Annotated in this window: 16 protein-coding genes; 11 read left to right on the top strand and 5 right to left on the bottom strand. The window is 56.7% G+C overall.

Annotation, left to right across the window (positions count from 1 at the left end):
• The 5 genes from ACZ46D_RS05400 to ACZ46D_RS05380 all read right to left on the bottom strand — a co-directional run bounded on the left by ACZ46D_RS05400 (position 1) and on the right by ACZ46D_RS05380 (position 6,338).
• Entirely contained in the window at positions 1-1,377 is a 1,377-nt protein-coding gene (locus tag ACZ46D_RS05400; protein ID WP_464929016.1) for a sigma-54-dependent transcriptional regulator, read from the bottom strand.
• 161 nt (positions 1,378-1,538) lie between these two features.
• Positions 1,539-3,116 carry a solute symporter family protein gene (locus ACZ46D_RS05395; RefSeq protein WP_464929015.1) on the bottom strand — a complete coding sequence of 526 codons (1,578 nt, stop codon included), beginning with the start codon at positions 3,114-3,116 and terminating at the stop codon, positions 1,539-1,541.
• Between the two features lie 42 nt (positions 3,117-3,158).
• Positions 3,159-3,470 (bottom strand): DUF485 domain-containing protein, encoded by a 312-nt coding sequence (locus tag ACZ46D_RS05390; protein ID WP_464929014.1) that lies wholly within the window; start codon positions 3,468-3,470, stop codon positions 3,159-3,161.
• 214 nt (positions 3,471-3,684) lie between these two features.
• On the bottom strand, positions 3,685-4,395 hold the full coding sequence (locus ACZ46D_RS05385) for a 3'-5' exonuclease (protein ID WP_464929013.1): 711 nt from the start codon (positions 4,393-4,395) through the stop codon (positions 3,685-3,687).
• Positions 4,396-4,397: 2 nt separating this feature from the next.
• Entirely contained in the window at positions 4,398-6,338 is a 1,941-nt protein-coding gene (locus tag ACZ46D_RS05380; RefSeq protein ID WP_464929012.1) for a putative nucleotidyltransferase substrate binding domain-containing protein, read from the bottom strand.
• 180 nt (positions 6,339-6,518) lie between these two features.
• Here ACZ46D_RS05380 and ACZ46D_RS05375 point away from each other — a divergent pair, with 180 nt between their 5' ends.
• The 11 genes from ACZ46D_RS05375 to ACZ46D_RS05325 all read left to right on the top strand — a co-directional run bounded on the left by ACZ46D_RS05375 (position 6,519) and on the right by ACZ46D_RS05325 (position 17,497).
• A complete protein-coding gene (locus tag ACZ46D_RS05375; RefSeq protein ID WP_464929011.1) occupies positions 6,519-7,946 on the top strand; it encodes a mannose-1-phosphate guanylyltransferase/mannose-6-phosphate isomerase in 1,428 nt (475 codons plus the stop codon).
• Between the two features lie 231 nt (positions 7,947-8,177).
• On the top strand, positions 8,178-9,176 hold the full coding sequence (locus ACZ46D_RS05370) for an NAD-dependent epimerase/dehydratase family protein (RefSeq protein ID WP_464929010.1): 999 nt from the start codon (positions 8,178-8,180) through the stop codon (positions 9,174-9,176).
• Positions 9,177-9,411: 235 nt separating this feature from the next.
• Positions 9,412-10,086 carry a TetR/AcrR family transcriptional regulator gene (locus tag ACZ46D_RS05365; protein ID WP_464929009.1) on the top strand — a complete coding sequence of 225 codons (675 nt, stop codon included), beginning with the start codon at positions 9,412-9,414 and terminating at the stop codon, positions 10,084-10,086.
• Entirely contained in the window at positions 10,086-11,180 is a 1,095-nt protein-coding gene (mqnE, locus tag ACZ46D_RS05360) for an aminofutalosine synthase MqnE (RefSeq protein ID WP_464929008.1), read from the top strand. The genes ACZ46D_RS05365 and mqnE overlap by 1 nt, the downstream gene beginning before the upstream one ends.
• A 5-nt stretch (positions 11,181-11,185) precedes the next feature.
• Positions 11,186-12,241 carry a cyclic dehypoxanthinyl futalosine synthase gene (mqnC, locus tag ACZ46D_RS05355; protein ID WP_464929007.1) on the top strand — a complete coding sequence of 352 codons (1,056 nt, stop codon included), beginning with the start codon at positions 11,186-11,188 and terminating at the stop codon, positions 12,239-12,241.
• A 1-nt stretch (position 12,242) separates the two neighbouring features.
• Positions 12,243-13,445 carry an amidohydrolase family protein gene (locus tag ACZ46D_RS05350; protein WP_464929006.1) on the top strand — a complete coding sequence of 401 codons (1,203 nt, stop codon included), beginning with the start codon at positions 12,243-12,245 and terminating at the stop codon, positions 13,443-13,445.
• Positions 13,420-14,289 carry a menaquinone biosynthetic enzyme MqnA/MqnD family protein gene (locus tag ACZ46D_RS05345; protein WP_464929005.1) on the top strand — a complete coding sequence of 290 codons (870 nt, stop codon included), beginning with the start codon at positions 13,420-13,422 and terminating at the stop codon, positions 14,287-14,289. Before ACZ46D_RS05350 ends, ACZ46D_RS05345 begins: the two co-directional genes overlap by 26 nt.
• Positions 14,290-14,293: 4 nt before the next feature.
• On the top strand, positions 14,294-15,001 hold the full coding sequence (ubiE, locus tag ACZ46D_RS05340) for a bifunctional demethylmenaquinone methyltransferase/2-methoxy-6-polyprenyl-1,4-benzoquinol methylase UbiE (RefSeq protein ID WP_464929004.1): 708 nt from the start codon (positions 14,294-14,296) through the stop codon (positions 14,999-15,001).
• Complete coding sequence (locus tag ACZ46D_RS05335) at positions 14,998-15,573, top strand: UbiX family flavin prenyltransferase (RefSeq protein ID WP_464929003.1); 576 nt, start codon at positions 14,998-15,000, stop codon at positions 15,571-15,573. Before ubiE ends, ACZ46D_RS05335 begins: the two co-directional genes overlap by 4 nt.
• Positions 15,574-15,613: 40 nt before the next feature.
• Complete coding sequence (locus tag ACZ46D_RS05330; RefSeq protein WP_464929002.1) at positions 15,614-16,465, top strand: UbiA-like polyprenyltransferase; 852 nt, start codon at positions 15,614-15,616, stop codon at positions 16,463-16,465.
• Positions 16,466-16,495: 30 nt separating this feature from the next.
• Positions 16,496-17,497: a peptidylprolyl isomerase gene (locus ACZ46D_RS05325; protein WP_464929001.1), complete on the top strand. Its 1,002-nt coding sequence runs from the start codon at positions 16,496-16,498 to the stop codon at positions 17,495-17,497.
• Positions 17,498-17,583: the final 86 nt, after the last annotated feature.

Raw genomic sequence — 17,583 nt, 5'->3', positions numbered from 1 at the left:
TCAGATGTTATATTTTTTCGCCTTGTAGCGGAAGGACCGGAAGCTCATCTTTAGGAGATCCGCCGCTTTCATTCTGGAATTCTTGGTTCGGGCCAGGGCCGTTTGAATCAGCCTTTTTTCAATATCGGTGATGTACTGTTCAAGCCCCAGGTCAAAGGCGGCTTCCTCCGCGGCCCCGGAGTCATCCTGGCCCCCCAGCGCGGGGTCAGGGGGGCGGCTAGTTCGATGTCCTGACAGGGTGAGGCTTTCCGGCAGGATGATATTGGAAGATTCAAGGGCAACCCCGCGTTCAACGATATTTTCCAGTTCGCGGACATTGCCGGGGAAATCATAGTCCATCAAAACCTTCAGGGCATAGGACGAGATCTGCTGCACCTCCTTGTCGAACAGGGCCGAATATTTCTTCAGGAAATGCTCGACCAGGAGCGGCACATCCCCCTTGCGTTCACGGAGCGGCGGGATGCGGATGGGGACAACTGCCAGACGGTAAAAAAGATCCTCCCGGAAGCGACCGGCCATGACCTCCTCCTCCAGGTTCTTGTTGGTGGCGGAAATGATCCGAACCTTGACCTTGATGGTCTCGGTGCCGCCGACTTTCTTGAATTCCCGTTCCTGTAAGACCCGTAGGAGTTTGGTCTGGATAAGCGGGGAGAGTTCGCCGATTTCATCCAAAAAGGCGCTGCCATGGTTGGCCAGCTCGAACAGCCCGGTCTTGTTGGCAATCGCCCCGGTGAACGAACCCTTGGCATGGCCGAACAGTTCTGATTCGATGAGGTTTTCCGGGATGGCGCTGCAGGTGATGGGGACAAAGGCGTTTGCTGCGACCTTGCTGTGCTGGTGAATGGCCTGCGCCACCAGTTCCTTGCCGGTTCCGGATTCGCCATAGATGAGGATATTGGCCTGGGTCGGGCCGATGCGCTGGATGAGGTCGTAAATCTTGAGCATCTCGGGGCTGTTGCCGATGATTCCGGCAAAAGAATCATGGTCCTTGGCCGGGGGCTTCTCCTGCCGACTTCCCAGCGCTGCCGTGATGACCGAGAGAATGTCATCAACCTTGAACGGCTTGGTGATGTAATCGTAGGCGCCGTTTTTCATGGCCAGCACCGCATCTTCCGGCGAGGCGTAAGCGGTGATCAGCACCACGGGGATGGAGAGGTCCTGCTGTTTGATGTTTTCCAGAAGGGCGAGGCCGCTGAGATCCGGCATGCGGATGTCCGAGACGATCAGGTCGAAATGGCGTTGTTGCAGAAGGGCGAGAGCCTCGGCTCCGCTTGCCGCGGCATGGGTTGCATACCCGTTTTTCTCCAGGAGAATGGTGAGGAACTCCCGCATGCTGGGTTCATCGTCAACAACAAGAATCTCGGCTGTCTCGGCCATGGTTTGTGCTCAAGGCTGGGGTGGTCTTCCGGGGTGGGGAACGCGATCGAGCTTATCTTAACAGAAAATCCCCCCCCTGAAACAACAAAAACGCGTAGAGCTTGAAAGCCCTGCGCGTTTTTGGATGGTGCGAAAAAAGCCGGAAACCGGCGTTTAAAGAATTATTCGGCGCCGACGCCGAGATAGGTCCGGAGCTTTTCATCTTCGAAAAGCTTCTCGGCGGTTTCTTCCTTGGTCAGGAGGGAAACAATGTAGCCGACCAGGAAAGAGGCGGTCATGGAGACAATCGCCGGGTTCTTCAGGGCAAACAGCTCGGAGCCTTTAGGATTATGGAGAACATCCACCCAGACCGTGGGGCTGATGATGATGAGACCCACGGCCAGGAAAGCACCGGTCAGGATGGCCCAGACCGCGCCGGCGGTGGTGAATTTTTTCCAGAAGATCGACAGGATCAGAGCTGGAAAATTGGCGCTGCAGGCGATGGCAAAGGCAAGGCCCACCATGAAGGCGACGTTCTGCCCCTTAAAGAGGATGCCCAGCCCAACAGCGAATATGCCGAACAGCAGGGTGGCGATCTTGCTGGCCCGCACCTCTTCCTGCTCGGTGGCAGTGCCCTTCCTGATAACATGCACATAGATGTCATGGGAGAAGGAGGACGCTGCTGCCAGGGTGAGACCTGCCACAACCGCGAGAATGGTGGCGAAGGCCACGGCGGCGATGAAGCCCAGGAAAGGGGTGCCGCCGAGGAATTCGGCCAGGAGCGGGGCAGCCATGTTGCCGCCCTTGTCGATATTGGTGATGACTTCACGGCCGATAAGGGCAGCGGCGCCAAAACCGACAATGGGGATGATAATGTAGAAGTAGCCGATGAAGCCGGTGGCGAAGAGCACGGAGATCCGGGCGGCCTTGGCGTCGGGTACGGTGAAAAAGCGCTGCAGGATGTGGGGAAGTCCCAGCAGGCCGAACATCAGGGCCAGGCCGAGGGAGACTGCATCGATGGGGCTGGTGATCAGCCCGCCCGGCTCAAGTGCTGCCTGGCCATATTGGTTGGCCACTGCGGCATAGAGGTCTCCGGGGTTGAAGTTGAACTTGGCCAGCACCATGAGCATCATTACGGAGACACCGCAGAGCAGCATGACCGCCTTGATGATTTGTACCCAGGTGGTTGCCAGCATGCCGCCAAAGAGAACATAGGCCAGCATGATGCAGCCAACCATGATCTCCGCGTACTCATAAGGAATACCGAACATCAGTTTGATCAGGCTGCCGGAACCCACCATCTGGGCGATGGTGTAGAAGAGCACGGTGAGGATGCCGCCGATGGCCGAGGCAATGCGCACCGGGGTCTGTTTGAGGCGGAAGGCGACCACGTCGGCAAAGGTGAACTTGCCTAAGTTCCGCAGGGGTTCGGCGATGAGGAACATCAAGGCCGGCCAGCCAACCAGCCAGCCGACGGCGTAGATCATGCCATCATAGCCCTTGAGGGCAACCATACCGGCGATGCCCAGGAAGGAGGCGGCGGACATGTAGTCGCCCGACAGGGCCAGGCCATTCTGAAAGGCGCTGACGCTGCGGCCGGCGGCGTAAAACTCCTTTGTGGTCTTGGTGCGTTTGGCGGCCCAATAGGTAATCGCCAGGGTGATGGCGACGATGATCAAAAAGAAGACAATGGCAGGCATGGTGGGTGTTCCCAGGCTGGTCTGGATGGCGCCCGCCGCCTGTTCGGTTACTGGTGGCATGTGAACTCTCCTTGGCTGATGGTAAAGGGAAGGAAATAGTGTTTATTTTCCGAACAGCTTGGCCCGCAGTCTCTTGACCTCGGGGTCGTAGATGGCGTTGGCCCAGATAACATAGATCACGGTGAGCAGCCAGGAGGCGAGGATGACGGCGACGGCCAAGGGGATCCCCAGGGTGGTTGCCGTTGCCTCGTCGAGCTTTTGGGCCAGGAAGGGTTTATTGTAGCCGATCAGGAGAACGAAACCATAGTAGGATACGAAGAGCAGCATCGTCAGCAGTATTGAGATTTTTGCTCGTTTTGCCACGAGGGATTTAAATTCACTCGATTCGAGCAGACTGTGGACGTCTTTTTGCATTGCGGCCTCCTTGGGTTGATGGTCTGACTGCGGTGATGGATTTCATGCCTGAAAAAAAATAATATTTTCGGCAGGTTACTCGGTCGTGATGTCATGCTGCACCACGATGAAACTAGGTATAATTACCCTGGGTGTTGGTGGCTGTCAACTTTTTTGGGTATTTTTTTATGCGTTTGGGAAAGGGATATTGCCGGCAGCAGAAATGTTCGGTGGATTACAGTGCCCATCGTGAACCCTGGCCGGCCCGGAAGATTTCCCGCAGGGTGCGGTACCCTTCTCCTTGGAATTTCTTGATGAGAAAGAGAAAAAGGTAGGCGGTTTGCAGGGCATCCTGCAAGGCGTCGTGGGGGACAAAGGCGGGCAGCCCGTATTGACGGCTGAGTTCGGAGAGGTTGTAGGAATGGCCGCCGTCGATCTTGTTTCGGTAAGGGGCTCCAAAGCGTTCCATGTGAATCTGGGCAAGCCGTAGAGTGTCAACGCAGGGATTGTGGAGGGGAGAGCCGAAGATCCGCTTGCAGGCACGGTTCAGAAAGGCGAGATCCAGATCGACAAAATGCCCGACCAACAGGGCTTTGCCGCAATAAGCGATGAAGCTGGGCAGCACCTCGTGCAGCGGCGGGGCAGCCTCCAGCTGTTGCGGGGTGAGGCGGTGGACCAGGGTGCTGTTTTTGGGCAGCGGCTTGTCCGGTTTGACATGGGCGTAAAAGGTTTCTCCGGCTATGATTTGCAGGTGTTTGATGCGTACCGCCCCAATGGAGACGATTTCATCCTGCCGCTCATGGAGTCCGGTTAATTCGGTATCTAAAACCACGAATTCATATTCCTCCACCGGCTGGAACTGGTCGAGGGCCTTGAAATAGCGTTTGTTCTCGGCGAACATGGGGTGGGCTGGGTGGAACAGCTCAGAGATGGAGAAAAAGGACATTGCTACCCCTCGGTCAGTCGGTATTCCTGCCGGATATGGCTTTGCAGGCGGCGGACCACCTCGAAGGCCTCCTTGAGGGTCTGTTTTTCAAGTTCGGAAAGATCCGCCGGGTTGATGTGGTTGTCCGGGGGCTGTTGCTGCTCAATCATGCGCAGCTGGTGGATAAGCCGCATCTGCATGAGAAACTCGTAGGCCTTTACGGTTTCGCTGTACAACTCATGGGAAAGATGGCCGTCTTCGTGGAGAATCTGGAGGCGGCCCAGGGTATTGTTTTCCGGGATCCCGTGTTTCAGGGCAAAGAGCCGGGCGAAATCGACAAAAGGGACCAACCCTTTTTTCTTGAGATCCAGGGAGTTTTTGTGCTCCCCGTCCTTTTCCACGATGAGGTTGCGGAAAAAAGAAAGCGGCGGTCGCGCCTCCAAGGCGTTCTGGGCCAGGTGGAGGAGAAAAACCTCCTGCTGCGGCACGTTGCGCACCAGGTATTGCCGGAGGCCTTCCGCCAGGGTCGCATCGCCATATGCGGCCCGGAAGTCAAAGAAGATGGTGGAGTGCATGACCTCAAGCGGCTCGGGCCTGTGCAGCCACTGATCAAAGTACCCGCGCCAGCCGGTAATCGGCTGCCGCCATTTGGGGTTGGAGGCCATGATCTCCCCCGGGCACAGTGGATAGCCGCAACGGACCAGATGGTCGATCGACTTTTCCCCCAGAGCCTTGAAATATGCCGCCGCCAGTTCCCCCTGCGCCTCGCTTTCCGGCTGGGCGTAGAGCAGGGCGTTGTCCTGGTCGGTGATGAAGGTCTGTTCCCTGCGGCCCTCGCTGCCCATGACCAGCCAGCAAAAGGGCAGGGGCGGGGGGCCGAGTTCTTCAATAAGCAGGGTGAGCAACCGGTCAAGGATGTGGTCGTTCAAGACCGTGATCATCCGGGTGATGTTGTTGGCCTTGGCGCCTTCCTCAATGAGGGTGCGGATAACGGCCGGGATCTTCCTGGCCAGGGGGTAAAGCCCTTCGATGGTCCGCTGCGCCACGATTTCTCGGAAGAGGTAGAGGGGCGAGGTGCCCTGGAGGAGCATGATGTCGTGAGTGGTGATTACCCCGATGATGTTTCCCTGTTGTTCCACGGCCAGATGGTGGATGGAAAGGTGCATCATCTGCAGCATGGCATCGAAACACACCTGATGGGAGGGGATGGTTTGCAAGGGCGTCGCCATGATCTGGCTTACCGGGGTCTGGTAGTCGAGCCCGGCCGCGACCACCTTGGTCCGAAGATCCCGGTCGGTGATGATGCCGACGATTTTTTTCTCCTGGTCGTGGATCAGCAGGGAGCCGATATGCAGCTCCGCCATCCGGGCCGCCGCCATCTGGACGCTGTCCGTTGCGGCAATGGTTTTTGGGGCGCCTTTGACAATATCGCCGACCTGGGCTGAGAAAAGAAACAGGGCGCTTTCGGTGCGCGGGGCAATTTTATGTTGCCGCAGCTGGGCATATGCGGTTTTTACGAGTTTTTCGGACATGCTGCGCAGAAAGTAATGGGTGACCTTGGGGGATGACTGGATGAGGTTGAGAAACGCCTCCCGTGGGAAGAGAAAGCAGAAGGTGTCCTCAACGGTCTCGACGTTGAGGTTTGCCATGTTGGTCCCCTGGATAATGGGCAGGGCACCGAAATATTCTCCCTCGCCGCGAAAATCCTTGAGGGTTATGGTTCCCTCTTCGTCCTTGAGATAGATTTTGACCCCGCCTTTCTGGATGAGATAAAAATGCTGGACCTGGGTCTGGTCCTGCCGGAAGATAACGGTTCCTTTCGGGAAAAAATCGATGAGGCAGCTGGTGGCCAGATTTCTCAGCGTGTCCGTATCAAGTTCGTTAAAAGGGAGGGTGTGAGCCAGGAATTCAAGGACGATTTCCGGGGCCACGGCATGGATATTTTTATTAGAAGACGCGCGCATGGTTGCCTCATTCGGGGTTGTTTCCCTTAATTCAGGACTACACAAAGGTGTGCCTGCGGTCAAGGAATAATCGGAAATACTCCATGTCATGGTTCCTTGACATGGAGTATTGTAACATAGTAAAAACTCAAGAGAAAATCCTTGCGTAAACCATCAGGCCTTGAAGGGGAAACCAATTTCATGATGAGAGAACACGCGGTAATTATTCCGGTTATCCTTGCCGGAGGATCCGGCACCCGACTGTGGCCTTTGTCCCGGGAGTGCCATCCCAAGCAGCTTCTCCCCCTGGTCAACGACAAGACCATGCTTCAGAATACGCTGTTACGGGTCCAGGGATTGAAGGGGGTTTCCTCGCCCATCGTCGTCTGCACCGAAGAGCACCGGTTCTTGGTGGCCGAGCAGGTCCGCGCCATTGGCGGGGCAGCGACGATCATCATCGAACCTCTGGGGCGGGATACGGCCCCGGCAGTTGCCGTCGCCGCCCTGGAGGCGGTCCGGCAGGACGAAAATGCGGTTCTCCTTGTCCTGCCGGCAGACCATGTCATCGGCAACGAGGGAAATTTTGCCGAGGCCGTGGCCAGGGGGGTAACTTGTGCCGCGCAGGGGCATCCTGTTACCTTTGGTATTGTCCCACAGAGCCCGCATACCGGATACGGCTATATCAAAAAGGGGGAGGTGGTCGGCGGGGAGGAGCCGCCGGTTTTCGCGGTGGACTGCTTTGTGGAAAAGCCTTCCCTGGAAAAAGCCAGGCAGTATCTGGACCAAGGCTATCTCTGGAACAGCGGGATGTTTCTCTTTCAGGGTGCTGGATTTCTGGCGACTCTCAAAGAGTTTGAGCCGGTCATGGCCGATTGCGTGGCGCGGGCCTATACCGCCCGCACCCATGACCTGGATTTTATCCGCCTTGATTCCGAGGCCTTTTCCGCAAGCCCCGCCAACTCCGTGGACTATGCGGTGATGGAACGGGTCCGGGATACGGTGGTTGTGCCCCTGGATTGTTCCTGGAGCGATGTGGGTTCCTGGGAGGCACTCTGGGAGATCGGCGAACAGGACAAAAACGGCAATATCTTCATCGGCAACGTCCTGGCCGAGGAGGTGACGGGTTCTTATATCCATGCCGGAGAGAGTCTTGTCGCGGCAATTGGTCTCAGCAATCTTATCATTGTCGAGACCAAGGACGCGTTGCTGGTCGCTTCCAAGGACCGGACCCAGGAGGTGAAGACCATTGTCAAACGCCTGAAGCTGGAGAAGCGGGAGGAGGTTCGGCTGCACAAAAAGGTCTTTCGCCCCTGGGGGTCTTATGAATGTGTGGATTGCGGGGAACGTTTTCAGGCGAAACGGATCATGGTGAATCCCGGCGCCACCCTGTCGCTGCAACGGCATTTTCATCGGGCTGAACACTGGGTGGTGGTAAAAGGTACCGCCCATATCACCAATGGCGATCAGGCTATTATTTTAACGGAAAATCAGTCCACCTATATTCCCCTCGGAGCAAAACACCGACTGGAAAATCCCGGCACTATCCCCCTGGAGATCATCGAGATTCAGACCGGCAGCTATCTGGGGGAAGACGATATCGAGAGATTTGAGGATCTGTACGGCCGTTGAATCGAGGTGTTTGTCCCACAGGTCAGAAAAAACAGAGTGTGGCGAGGTGTTTTTATTGATCTGAAATCTGCCGCTCCCTTTTCGGGAAAAGAATTTAAAAAACAGCAAGTTGTCCACATTATTTTATTTGCACTTTACAAATAATAGGTATATCAACGTATGTGTTGCATGAGGAGGCGTTTGGGGAGCCGTGTAGCGGAAGTGTCCATCTCTGCGAAAAGGTGACAGGGGATGCAGCGTGTTTTGGTGCTTGGCGGGAGTGGTTTTGTCGGCAGGGCGCTGGTTCAAAGCCTTGTGGGCGATGGCTTTGAGACCGCCGTGGTTGCACGGAATGCTTTTCCTGAAGCAGAGGGGTTGGGCGTTCGGTTTCTTTCCGGTGATATCGGCGATGCGGATTTTCTGAAAAATTCCCTGGCCGGGTATGACACCGTATTTCATCTTGCCTCCAAAACAGGCATTTGGGGTGATAAAGAGGAGTTTTACCGAACCAATGTCGTCGGCACCCAGAATGTTTTAGACGCCTGTCGTGCAAATAACATCCACGCCCTCATCTATGCCAGCACGCCCGGGGTTGTTTACCAGAAAGACGACCTGTGCGGGGTGAACGAACGCACTCCCTACGCCCGGGATTTCCTCTGTGACTACGCCCAGAGCAAGGCCATTGCCGAGAAAATGGTTCTTGAGGCCAACTCCAACGCCCTGAAAACCATAGCCCTGCGTCCTCATCTTGTCTGGGGGCCGGGAGACACTAACCATATCCCTCGCCTTTTGGGCCAAGCCAGATGCCGACAGTTGAAACGGGTCGGGGATGGCCATAATCTCGTGGATGTCACCTATATTGATAATGCCGCGGACGCCTTTGTTTTGGCGGCGAAGAACTTGCATGGCTCGGCCTCTGGGGCCGGAAAGCCCTACTTTATCTCCCAGGGTGAGCCGGTCAATCTCTGGAATTGGCTCAACAAGTTTTTACGGCGGCTTGATATTCCCGTTGTCGAGGAAAGTATCTCTTTCCAAAAGGCATACCTGACGGGGATGTTCATGGAAAAGGCTTTTCCCCTTGCCCGGATAAAGCGGGAGCCCTGCATGACCCGTTTCCTTGCCGTGCAACTGGCGAAGTCCCATTGGTTCTCCATCGAGAATGCCAATCGCGATCTTGGCTATTTTCCCAAGGTTTCGACAGCGGAAGGCATCAATACCATCCTGCAATGGGTTAACAAGAGCGAACTTTGATTTTCCCCCTCCCTGCGCTTTTTCCCCTCTTATTTCGATCCCATCATTATTCTGAAAGTTGTTAAGACATTGTTTGAAAAAACTTGGGCCTTTCGTAGGGATAAAACGGCAGCAGCGCCGGCGGCGGAAGGAGCCGGAAAGGAACGTCCCGAATTGTACAGGTTATTTTTAATGGCTCCTAAAAATATCTTGCAGAGAATTTCTATTTTTCATAATGTGACCGCCTGGTCATAATATGGATACCCTTCTTGCTCAGCCAAAACAAACCTTCGTGAATCTGCCGCCGGAAAAGCGCGACAACATCGTGCGTGCGGCGGCTGCCGAGTTTGCCGCGCAGGGTTACCAACGGGCAAGCCTCAATAATATCGTCAAGCAGTTGGGGATATCCAAGGGCTCGCTCTACCAGTATTTCGACAACAAGGAAGCCCTGTTCCTGCATGTGTTCGATCATTTCACCCAGCAGGTGAAGCGGTATGTCAAGGCCTCGGTTGCGGGCAATGGCCAGGATGATTTCTTTGGTGTGGCCAGACAGGTATTGCTGGCAGGCATAGCCTTCATCGACAATCACCCGGAGTATTTTCAGGTGTATCTCAAGGTGCTGTTCGAACGGGATGTGCCCCGCCGGGAGGAACTGGTGGCCAGGGTCCGTCTCTTTTCCCTGGAATATTTCGGCCCCCTTGCGGACCGGGCCATGGGGCAGGGGGTGTTGCGCTGCGATATCCCTCCGCAGAAGGTGGTTTTTATTTTGGATGCGATGCTGGATCGCTTCCTGCAAGGATATGCCCAGCCGTACCTCGATGGAGGGCTGGCGCTGGCCGGGATGTCCGTCGGCCGGCTCCATGATGAAATTGACAGTATGGTTGCAGTGTTGCGTACCGGCTTGCAACCTTCAGGTAGAGGAGATAAGTAATGGAACAGATGGTGGTTGCGGCAGGACTTGGCGATATTCTGGAGAAGGTTAAGGGCAGGGAACGGCTCAGCGCCTCGGACGGGGTTCGACTGTATAAAAGCAACGATATCCTGGCGGTGGGCTATATGGCCAACCTGGTGCGGGAGCGGCTCAACGGTAACCGCGCTTATTTCATTTACAACCAGCACATCAACTACTCCAACATCTGCACCAATCTTTGCAAGTTCTGCGCCTTCGGCAAGGACAAGGAATCGTCCCAAGCCTATGAGATGACGGTGGATCAGGTCAAGGCCAAGGTGCGGGAGCGTCTGGCCGAACCCATCACCGAGGTGCATGTGGTGGGCGGCATTCACCCGGATCTGCCGTATCAATATTATCTGGACATGCTGCGCGGCATCAAGGAAGTGCGGCCGGAGATCCACATTCAGGCCTTTACCTGCGTGGAGATTGCCCATTTGGCAGGTCTCGCCGGAAAATCCGTGACCGAAACCCTCAAGGAATTGGTTGCTGCCGGGCTTGGCTCGATCCCCGGAGGCGGGGCTGAGGTGTTCAGCCCCCGGATCAGGCAGCGGACCTGCGAGAAGAAGCTTTCCGGTGAGGGGTGGCTTGAGGTTGCCAAGGCTGCCCATCGGATCGGGCTCAAGAGCAACGCCACCATGCTCTACGGCCATATCGAAACCATGGAGGAACGGGTCGAACACCTTGCCGCCCTCCGGGAGGCCCAGGATGAAACCGGCGGTTTCCTCACCTTCATCCCCCTGGCCTTCCATCCGAAGAACACCGAGCTGCATGAGCTGGCCAAGACCAGCGGCCTTGATGATCTCAAGAATATCGCAGTGGCCCGCTGTTTTCTCGACAATTTTCCGCATATCAAGGCCTACTGGGTGATGATCGGCCCCAAGCTGGCCCAGATTGCGCTTTCCTTCGGGGCGGACGATGTGGACGGCACGGTCAAGGAGGAGCTGATCACCCACATGGCCGGCGGTGAGGCTGGCGGAACCATGGCCGACACCGAGCTGATCCGGTTGATCCGCGATGCCGGGCGGCAACCGGTGGAGCGGGATACCCTGTATAACGTCATTCAAGAGTATTGAGCGTCATGGATATGAAGCGGATTACGGAAAAAGGGCTGGCGGGCGAGCGGATTACCGCGGAAGAGGGCGTGGCGCTTTTGGAACACGGTGATCTCTACCAGCTGGGATTTTTGGCCAACGCCATTCGTCGACGCAAACACCCGGAGTCGATGGTGACCTATGTGGTCGACCGCAACATCAACTACACCGATATCTGCGTCTCCGCCTGTAAGTTCTGCGCCTTTTTCAAGGCCCCGGAAGATCCGGCCGGCTCGGTGCTCTCCTTTGCTGAGCTTGGCGAAAAGATCGAGGAAACCAAGGCGCTGGGCGGCACCCAGATCCTCCTGCAGGGCGGGCTCCATCCGGACAAGCCTCTGGAGTTCTACGAGGAGATGCTCCGTTTCATCAAGGGGCATAACATCCATATTCACGGCTTCTCCCCGCCGGAGGTCTGCCATTTCGCCACCCTGTCCGGCCTGCCGGTGCGGGAGGTCTTGATCCGTCTGCAGCAGGCAGGCCTTGATTCCATCCCCGGCGGCGGGGCGGAGATCCTCTGCGACCGGGTGCGGCAGGAAACTGCGCCGCGCAAATGCTTAACCGACGCCTGGCTCGGGGTCATGGAAGAGGCGCACCACTTGGGGATGCGCACCACCGCGACCATGATGTTTGGGCATCTGGAAACCTTGGCCGAGCGGGTCGAGCACCTTGCCCGGGTGCGCGACCTGCAGGACAAGACCGGCGGCTTCACCGCCTTTATCCCCTGGCCCTTCCAGCCGGACAACACGGCGCTTTCCCATCTTCCCAAGACCACCGCCTTTGGCTATCTGAAGATGCTGGCCCTTTCCCGGATTTTTCTCGATAATATCGACAACATCCAAGCCTCTTGGGTGACCCAGGGACCCAAGATCGCCCAGCTCTCGCTCTTCTTTGGGGCCAATGATTTCGGCAGCACCATGATCGAGGAGAACGTGGTGGCTGCGGCCGGGGTGGGGTTCCGCCTCTCCGAGCAGGAGATCCGGGCTTTGGTGGAAGGCGCCGGCTGTGTGCCCAGGCAGCGCAGAATGGATTACTCTCTGGTGTAAGATGCAGGAATACCCTCGCTACCTCTACCGGGCGCCCTTTGTTGTGCCGGGCCATGGCCCGGTCATCGTTGACGGCGCGGTACTCACCGAAGACGGGCTGGTCGTGGCGGTGGGGTCGTATGCCGACCTGAAAGATGCTGATGCCCAGGGGAAAGACTATGACGGCCACGTCATTACGCCTCCCCTGGTCAACTGCCACGCCCATCTCGAACTTTCTTGCCTAGCGGGGCTGACCGGGGATCCCCCCACGCCCGGCGACATGACCGGCTGGATCAGGGGGCTGCTCGCCGCCCGGGCTGAAAATCCCGATCCGGAAACCGTGCAGGATGCCGCCCGTCTGGCCCTGGCCCGTCTCTATGCCGGAGGCTGCCGGGCCGTGGCTGATATCGGCAACCGGCAGGAAAGCTCTTTGCTGGGCGAGGGCTTCAAGACCGAGGTGCTCTTTTTTCTTGAGTTGCTTGGGTTGTGCGGGGCTGCCGAGGAAGCGGCCCTGGCCTCCTTGTCTGGCATCGACGCCGATGTCCGCTGTATCCCCCATGCCCCGTATTCGTCCGGGCCGGCGCTGATCCGGGCCTTGAAAAAGCGGGCCGGTGCTCGCCTGTTTCCCGTGCATGTGGCCGAGTCTGCCCAGGAGATTGAATTTTTGCGCACCGGCCACGGACCGTTTGTTGATTTTCTTGGGGAGCGGGGCGTGGAGGTTGCGGCCTTCACCCCGCCCCGCATGGGCGCGGTCCGGTATCTGGATTCTCTCGGGGTGCTGGATGCGCACACCCTCTGTGTCCATGGCGTGCATGTGGAGGATGAGGAGATCGCTCTTTTGGCCGAACGCGGGGCTGCGGTGTGCTTGTGTCCCGGCAGCAACCGGTTCATGGGGGTCGGTGTTGCCCCGGTGCAAAAAATGCTCGCCCAGTCCATCCCTCTGGTGCTGGGTACAGACAGTCTGGCCAGCAATCTCCATTTGAACCTCTGGCGGGAAATGCAGATCTTGCGGGAAGACCATCCCGATCTTCCGCCCGAAGCGGTCTTTGCCATGGCCTCGGCCAATGGCGCAGATCTTCTTGGCATAAGCGGAAAGCTCGGCACCGTGGTCCCCGGTGTTTCTTCCTCTCTTTTGGCGGTGCGCTGCCCGGCAAAGAGCGAGGCTGAGGTTTTTGAATTTCTCACCTCGGTCGGCACGGATGTCCAACTTGAGTGGCTTGAGTAGCGGCATGAAGATCACGGCCAGGATCGGGATGGTGAATTACATTAACACCGCGCCCTTGTATGAGGTGTGGCGGCAGACTGTGCATCGTGCGGACTGGCGGGTTGTCGAGGCGCCGCCTGCAGTGCTCAACCGCATGCTCCATGAAAACGAACTTGATCTCGGCTTTGTCTCCTCCCAGGAATATGCTCTGCATCCTGAGGAGTACCGGATAATGAGTGACCTGTCCATCTCGGCCACCGGACCGGTGGGCAGTGTTTTTCTCTTTTCGGAAGTGCCTATTTCCAGCCTGGATAACCAGCTGGTTTTGCTCAGCTCCCAGTCCCAGACTTCGGTGAGTCTGGTGAAGATCATTCTGGAAGAGTTCCACCGGCTCCGACCCCGCTATTGCAGCGGATTGGCCAGCGAGCTGGGGCCGGACGCGGAAAAGCCTGCAGCGGTGCTGGCCATAGGCGATGAGGCCTTGCGGCTGGCGGTGGCAGGCCGATATCCCCACCGGCTTGATCTCGGCGAGGCGTGGCAGGTTCGCACCGGCCTGCCCTTTGTTTTTGCGGTATGGGCCGTGCGGGAGGATTTCTGCCGCGAAGAGGCGGACACGGTCATGGCCATTTACCAGGAACTGCATCGTTGCCTGCGCCAGGGCAAAGAGCGGCTGCGGGAGATCAGCGCCACCGTGGCCGGACGGGTGCCCATGGACGAGGATGCCTGTTACCGCTATCTTCAAGGTATTGAATATGATCTGAGCAGCGAAAAGCAGGCGGCGCTGACGAAATTTTTCGAGTATCTTATTGCACGTGGCGAGGTCCCTGCTTCGGCGCTTCCCCTCAAGGTCTGCGGAAAACACTAATTACATGAAAAATCCAGACGAAAAGAAAAAATTTGTTCAGGAAAAATTCTCCTCCATCAGTGGGAAATACGATTTTCTCAACTCGGTGTTAAGCTTTCAGATCGACCGTTACTGGCGCTGGGTCACCACCCGGGAGTTGAAGGAATTTCCCCAGGGGGTGGTGCTCGACCTCTGTGCCGGCACTCTGCCCCTGTCCTTGGAGCTGACCCGGCAGGCCAGGCAACGTCGAGTGCTGGCGGTGGATTTTTGTGAAGACATGCTGCGGGCTGGGATGCAGCATCTTCCCGCCGATGACCGAAAAGGGAGGATCGGACCGGTATGCGGCGACGGGGAGCAGATTCCCGTGCAGACCGGCACGGTCTGGGGAGTTACTGTCGCCTTTGGGGTCAGGAATCTGGCGAGAACCCAGCAGGGATTGAATGAAATGCACCGGGTGCTCAAGCCGGGCGGCAAGCTGCTGATCCTCGAATTTTCCAGGCCGCAAAACCCGGTGGTCAAGCTGCTCTATAATTTTTATCTCAACCGGGTGTTGCCGAAGATTGCCGGGTTTGTTTCCGGCGACACCGAGGCCTACGAATATCTGGCCAGCTCCATTGCCGAATTTTATGCGCCCGAAGAACTGCTGGCCATGATGCAACAGGCCGGGTTTGCCAAAACCTACCATCGGCCGCTGACCTTCGGCGTGGTGACGGTCTATGTGGGGGTGAAATGAAAAAAATTGTCCTGGCCATAACCGGCGCCACCGGGGCGGTGTATGCTCTGGAGTTTCTCAAGATCTGTCAGCCCCTTGCGGTCGAGGTGCACGGGCTTTTGTCCGAGGCCGGTGAGCAGGTGCTGGGGCTGGAGCTTGGCCTGTCGCGCACGGATCTTGATCCTTATGTTGCCCGCTGGCATGATGTGCATGATTTTGCCGCGCCCATGTCCAGCGGCTCCAGCGATTTTTCCGGCATGGCCGTTCTGCCCTGCACCATGGGGAGCCTTGCCGCCATTGCCAACGGCGTCTGCGGCAACCTGATCCACCGGGCCGCGGACGTGATGCTCAAGGAGCGGCGCCCCCTGGTGCTGGCGGTTCGGGAAACCCCTTTGAATAGAACCCACCTCACCAATATGTTGAAGGCGCACGAGGCTGGAGCCATCATCTGCCCGCCCATGCCCGCCCTGTACCATCGGCCGCAAAGCATCGAAGAGATGGCCCGTCTGTTTGCCGGCCGGGTGGCGGGATTGCTTGGGCTCGAGGTTGACTTGCCGAGATGGCAGGGCATTGCCCCGGAGAAAAAGGCATGATAACGGGGCGCAACCGGCGCTTGGCCGGAGAGGGTTGGTGATGTTGCGCAAGGTGAAGGCCCTGCTTGAGATGATCAAGTTCGGGCATACTATTTTTGCCCTGCCCTTTGCCTTGATCGGGGCATTTTTGGCAAAACGCGGGGTTCCCGATGCTGTCACCTTTGGCTGGATCATTTTGGCCATGGTTGGGGCTCGGACCGCAGCCATGGGTTTTAACCGCATCGCTGACCGGAAATTTGACGCAGCCAACCCCCGCACCGCGAATCGGGCTATCCCGGCTGGCGCGGTGCGGCTGGTGGAAGCCTGGGCCATGGTTTTTCTCTTCACCCTGCTCTATTTTGTTGCCTGCTATCAGCTCAACCCCCTTACCCTGTTGTTGTCCCCCTTCGCGCTGGGGCTTACCTTCCTGTATTCCCTAACCAAGCGTTTTACCTGGCTGTGTCATGTGGTTCTCGGTGTTGCCCTGGCTTTTTCGCCTTTGGGCGGTTGGGTCGCAGTCAAGGGAACCTTACTCGATTTCCCCCTTGTGTTGTCGTTGGGAGTGCTTTTCTGGGTGGCGGGATTTGATACGGTGTATGCCTGTCTTGATGCCGATTTTGACCGGCAAGCAGGGCTTTATTCCCTGCCCTCACGGTTTGGTCGGGAAAAAGCTTTCCGGCTTGCGGTTTTTTTTCATGCTCTGGCCTTTCTTTTGTTTGTGCTCACGGGTATAGTGTCTGGGCTGAATTTTTATTATTACCTGGGAATTGCTCTCACGGCTGGAGCCCTTTTTTATCAGCATCTTGCTGTCAACCCGAAGGATTTGTCCCGTATTCAGCTTTCTTTTTTTGCCATGAACGGGCTTATTAGTCTTACCTTGTTTGTTGCGACCTGGCTTTCGTTGGTGGTTTGACCAGAAAAACTCATAATAAAAGGAACTGTCATGCAATTTGGAAAAATTCATAAAGCCGTTCTCGTTTCGTTTGCCCTTGGGGCCACCGTTATCTTTGCAACCAGCGTCTGGTCCAAGCCGGAAAAGAAGGCAGAGGAAGTAGCGGCCCTTGTCAATGGTCAGCCCATTGTTGCTGCGGCTGTGCAGGGAGAGATAAAGGGGATTTTAGGCCGTTTTCAGGAACAGGGTCGCAAACCCAGTGAGGCGGAGATGACCACGCTCCGTCAATCGGTTCTCGAAAAGATGATCAAGCTCGAGCTGTTGAGTCAGGAGAGCAAAAAAGCCGGGGTTGTTGTCAGCAACACCGATATCGACAACGAGCTGAAAGGATACAAGAAGGGTTTTGCCGATGACAAGGCTTTTGCCAAGGCACTTGGCGAGGCAGGCATCACCGAGGCGGAGTTGCGCAAGCAGATTGGTAAGAACCTGGCCATTCAGAAATTCATCGACACCAAGTTCAAGGGCAAGGTCCAGGTGACTGAGCAGGAAGCCAAGGATTTCTACAACAGCAATCAGGATAAATTTGCCCAGCCGGAAATGGCCCATGCCCGTCACATCCTGATTGCGGCTAAAGAAGCGGAGCCCAAGGCGGATAAGGATCGCAAGCGGGCAAAACTTGTCCAGATCAAAAAACAGCTGAAGGACGGCGCTGATTTTGCCGAGTTGGCCAAGCAGTCTTCAGATTGCCCGAGCAAGGAGCGGGGCGGTGATCTGGGATTTTTCCCCAGAGGCCAGATGGTGAAGGCGTTTGATCAGGCAGTATTCAAAATGACGCCCGGCGAGATCAGTGACATTGTGGAAACGGAATTCGGCTACCACCTGATTAAGCTGGAAGAGAAAAAGCCGGCCAAGACGGTGAGCTTTGACGAGGCAAAGGCCAAAATTACCGCCTATCTCACCCAGGAAAAGATTACTGCCAATATCGAGGCCTTTATTGCCGAGGCCAAAGGCAAGGCGACCATCAAGATCCTGAGCCCCCAGGCGAAAAAATAGATTTCTGAGGCAATTCAGTTGGAGTCGGGGCCATGGTTTGTTGCAAACCATGGCCCTTTTTGTTTGTCTTTTTCTCGCGCTAGGTG

The sequence above is a fragment of the Thiovibrio sp. Mzg5 genome, from assembly GCF_055379285.1.
Note: the sequence above shows the minus strand (reverse complement) of the source record. Positions and strands in the feature narration are given on the sequence as shown.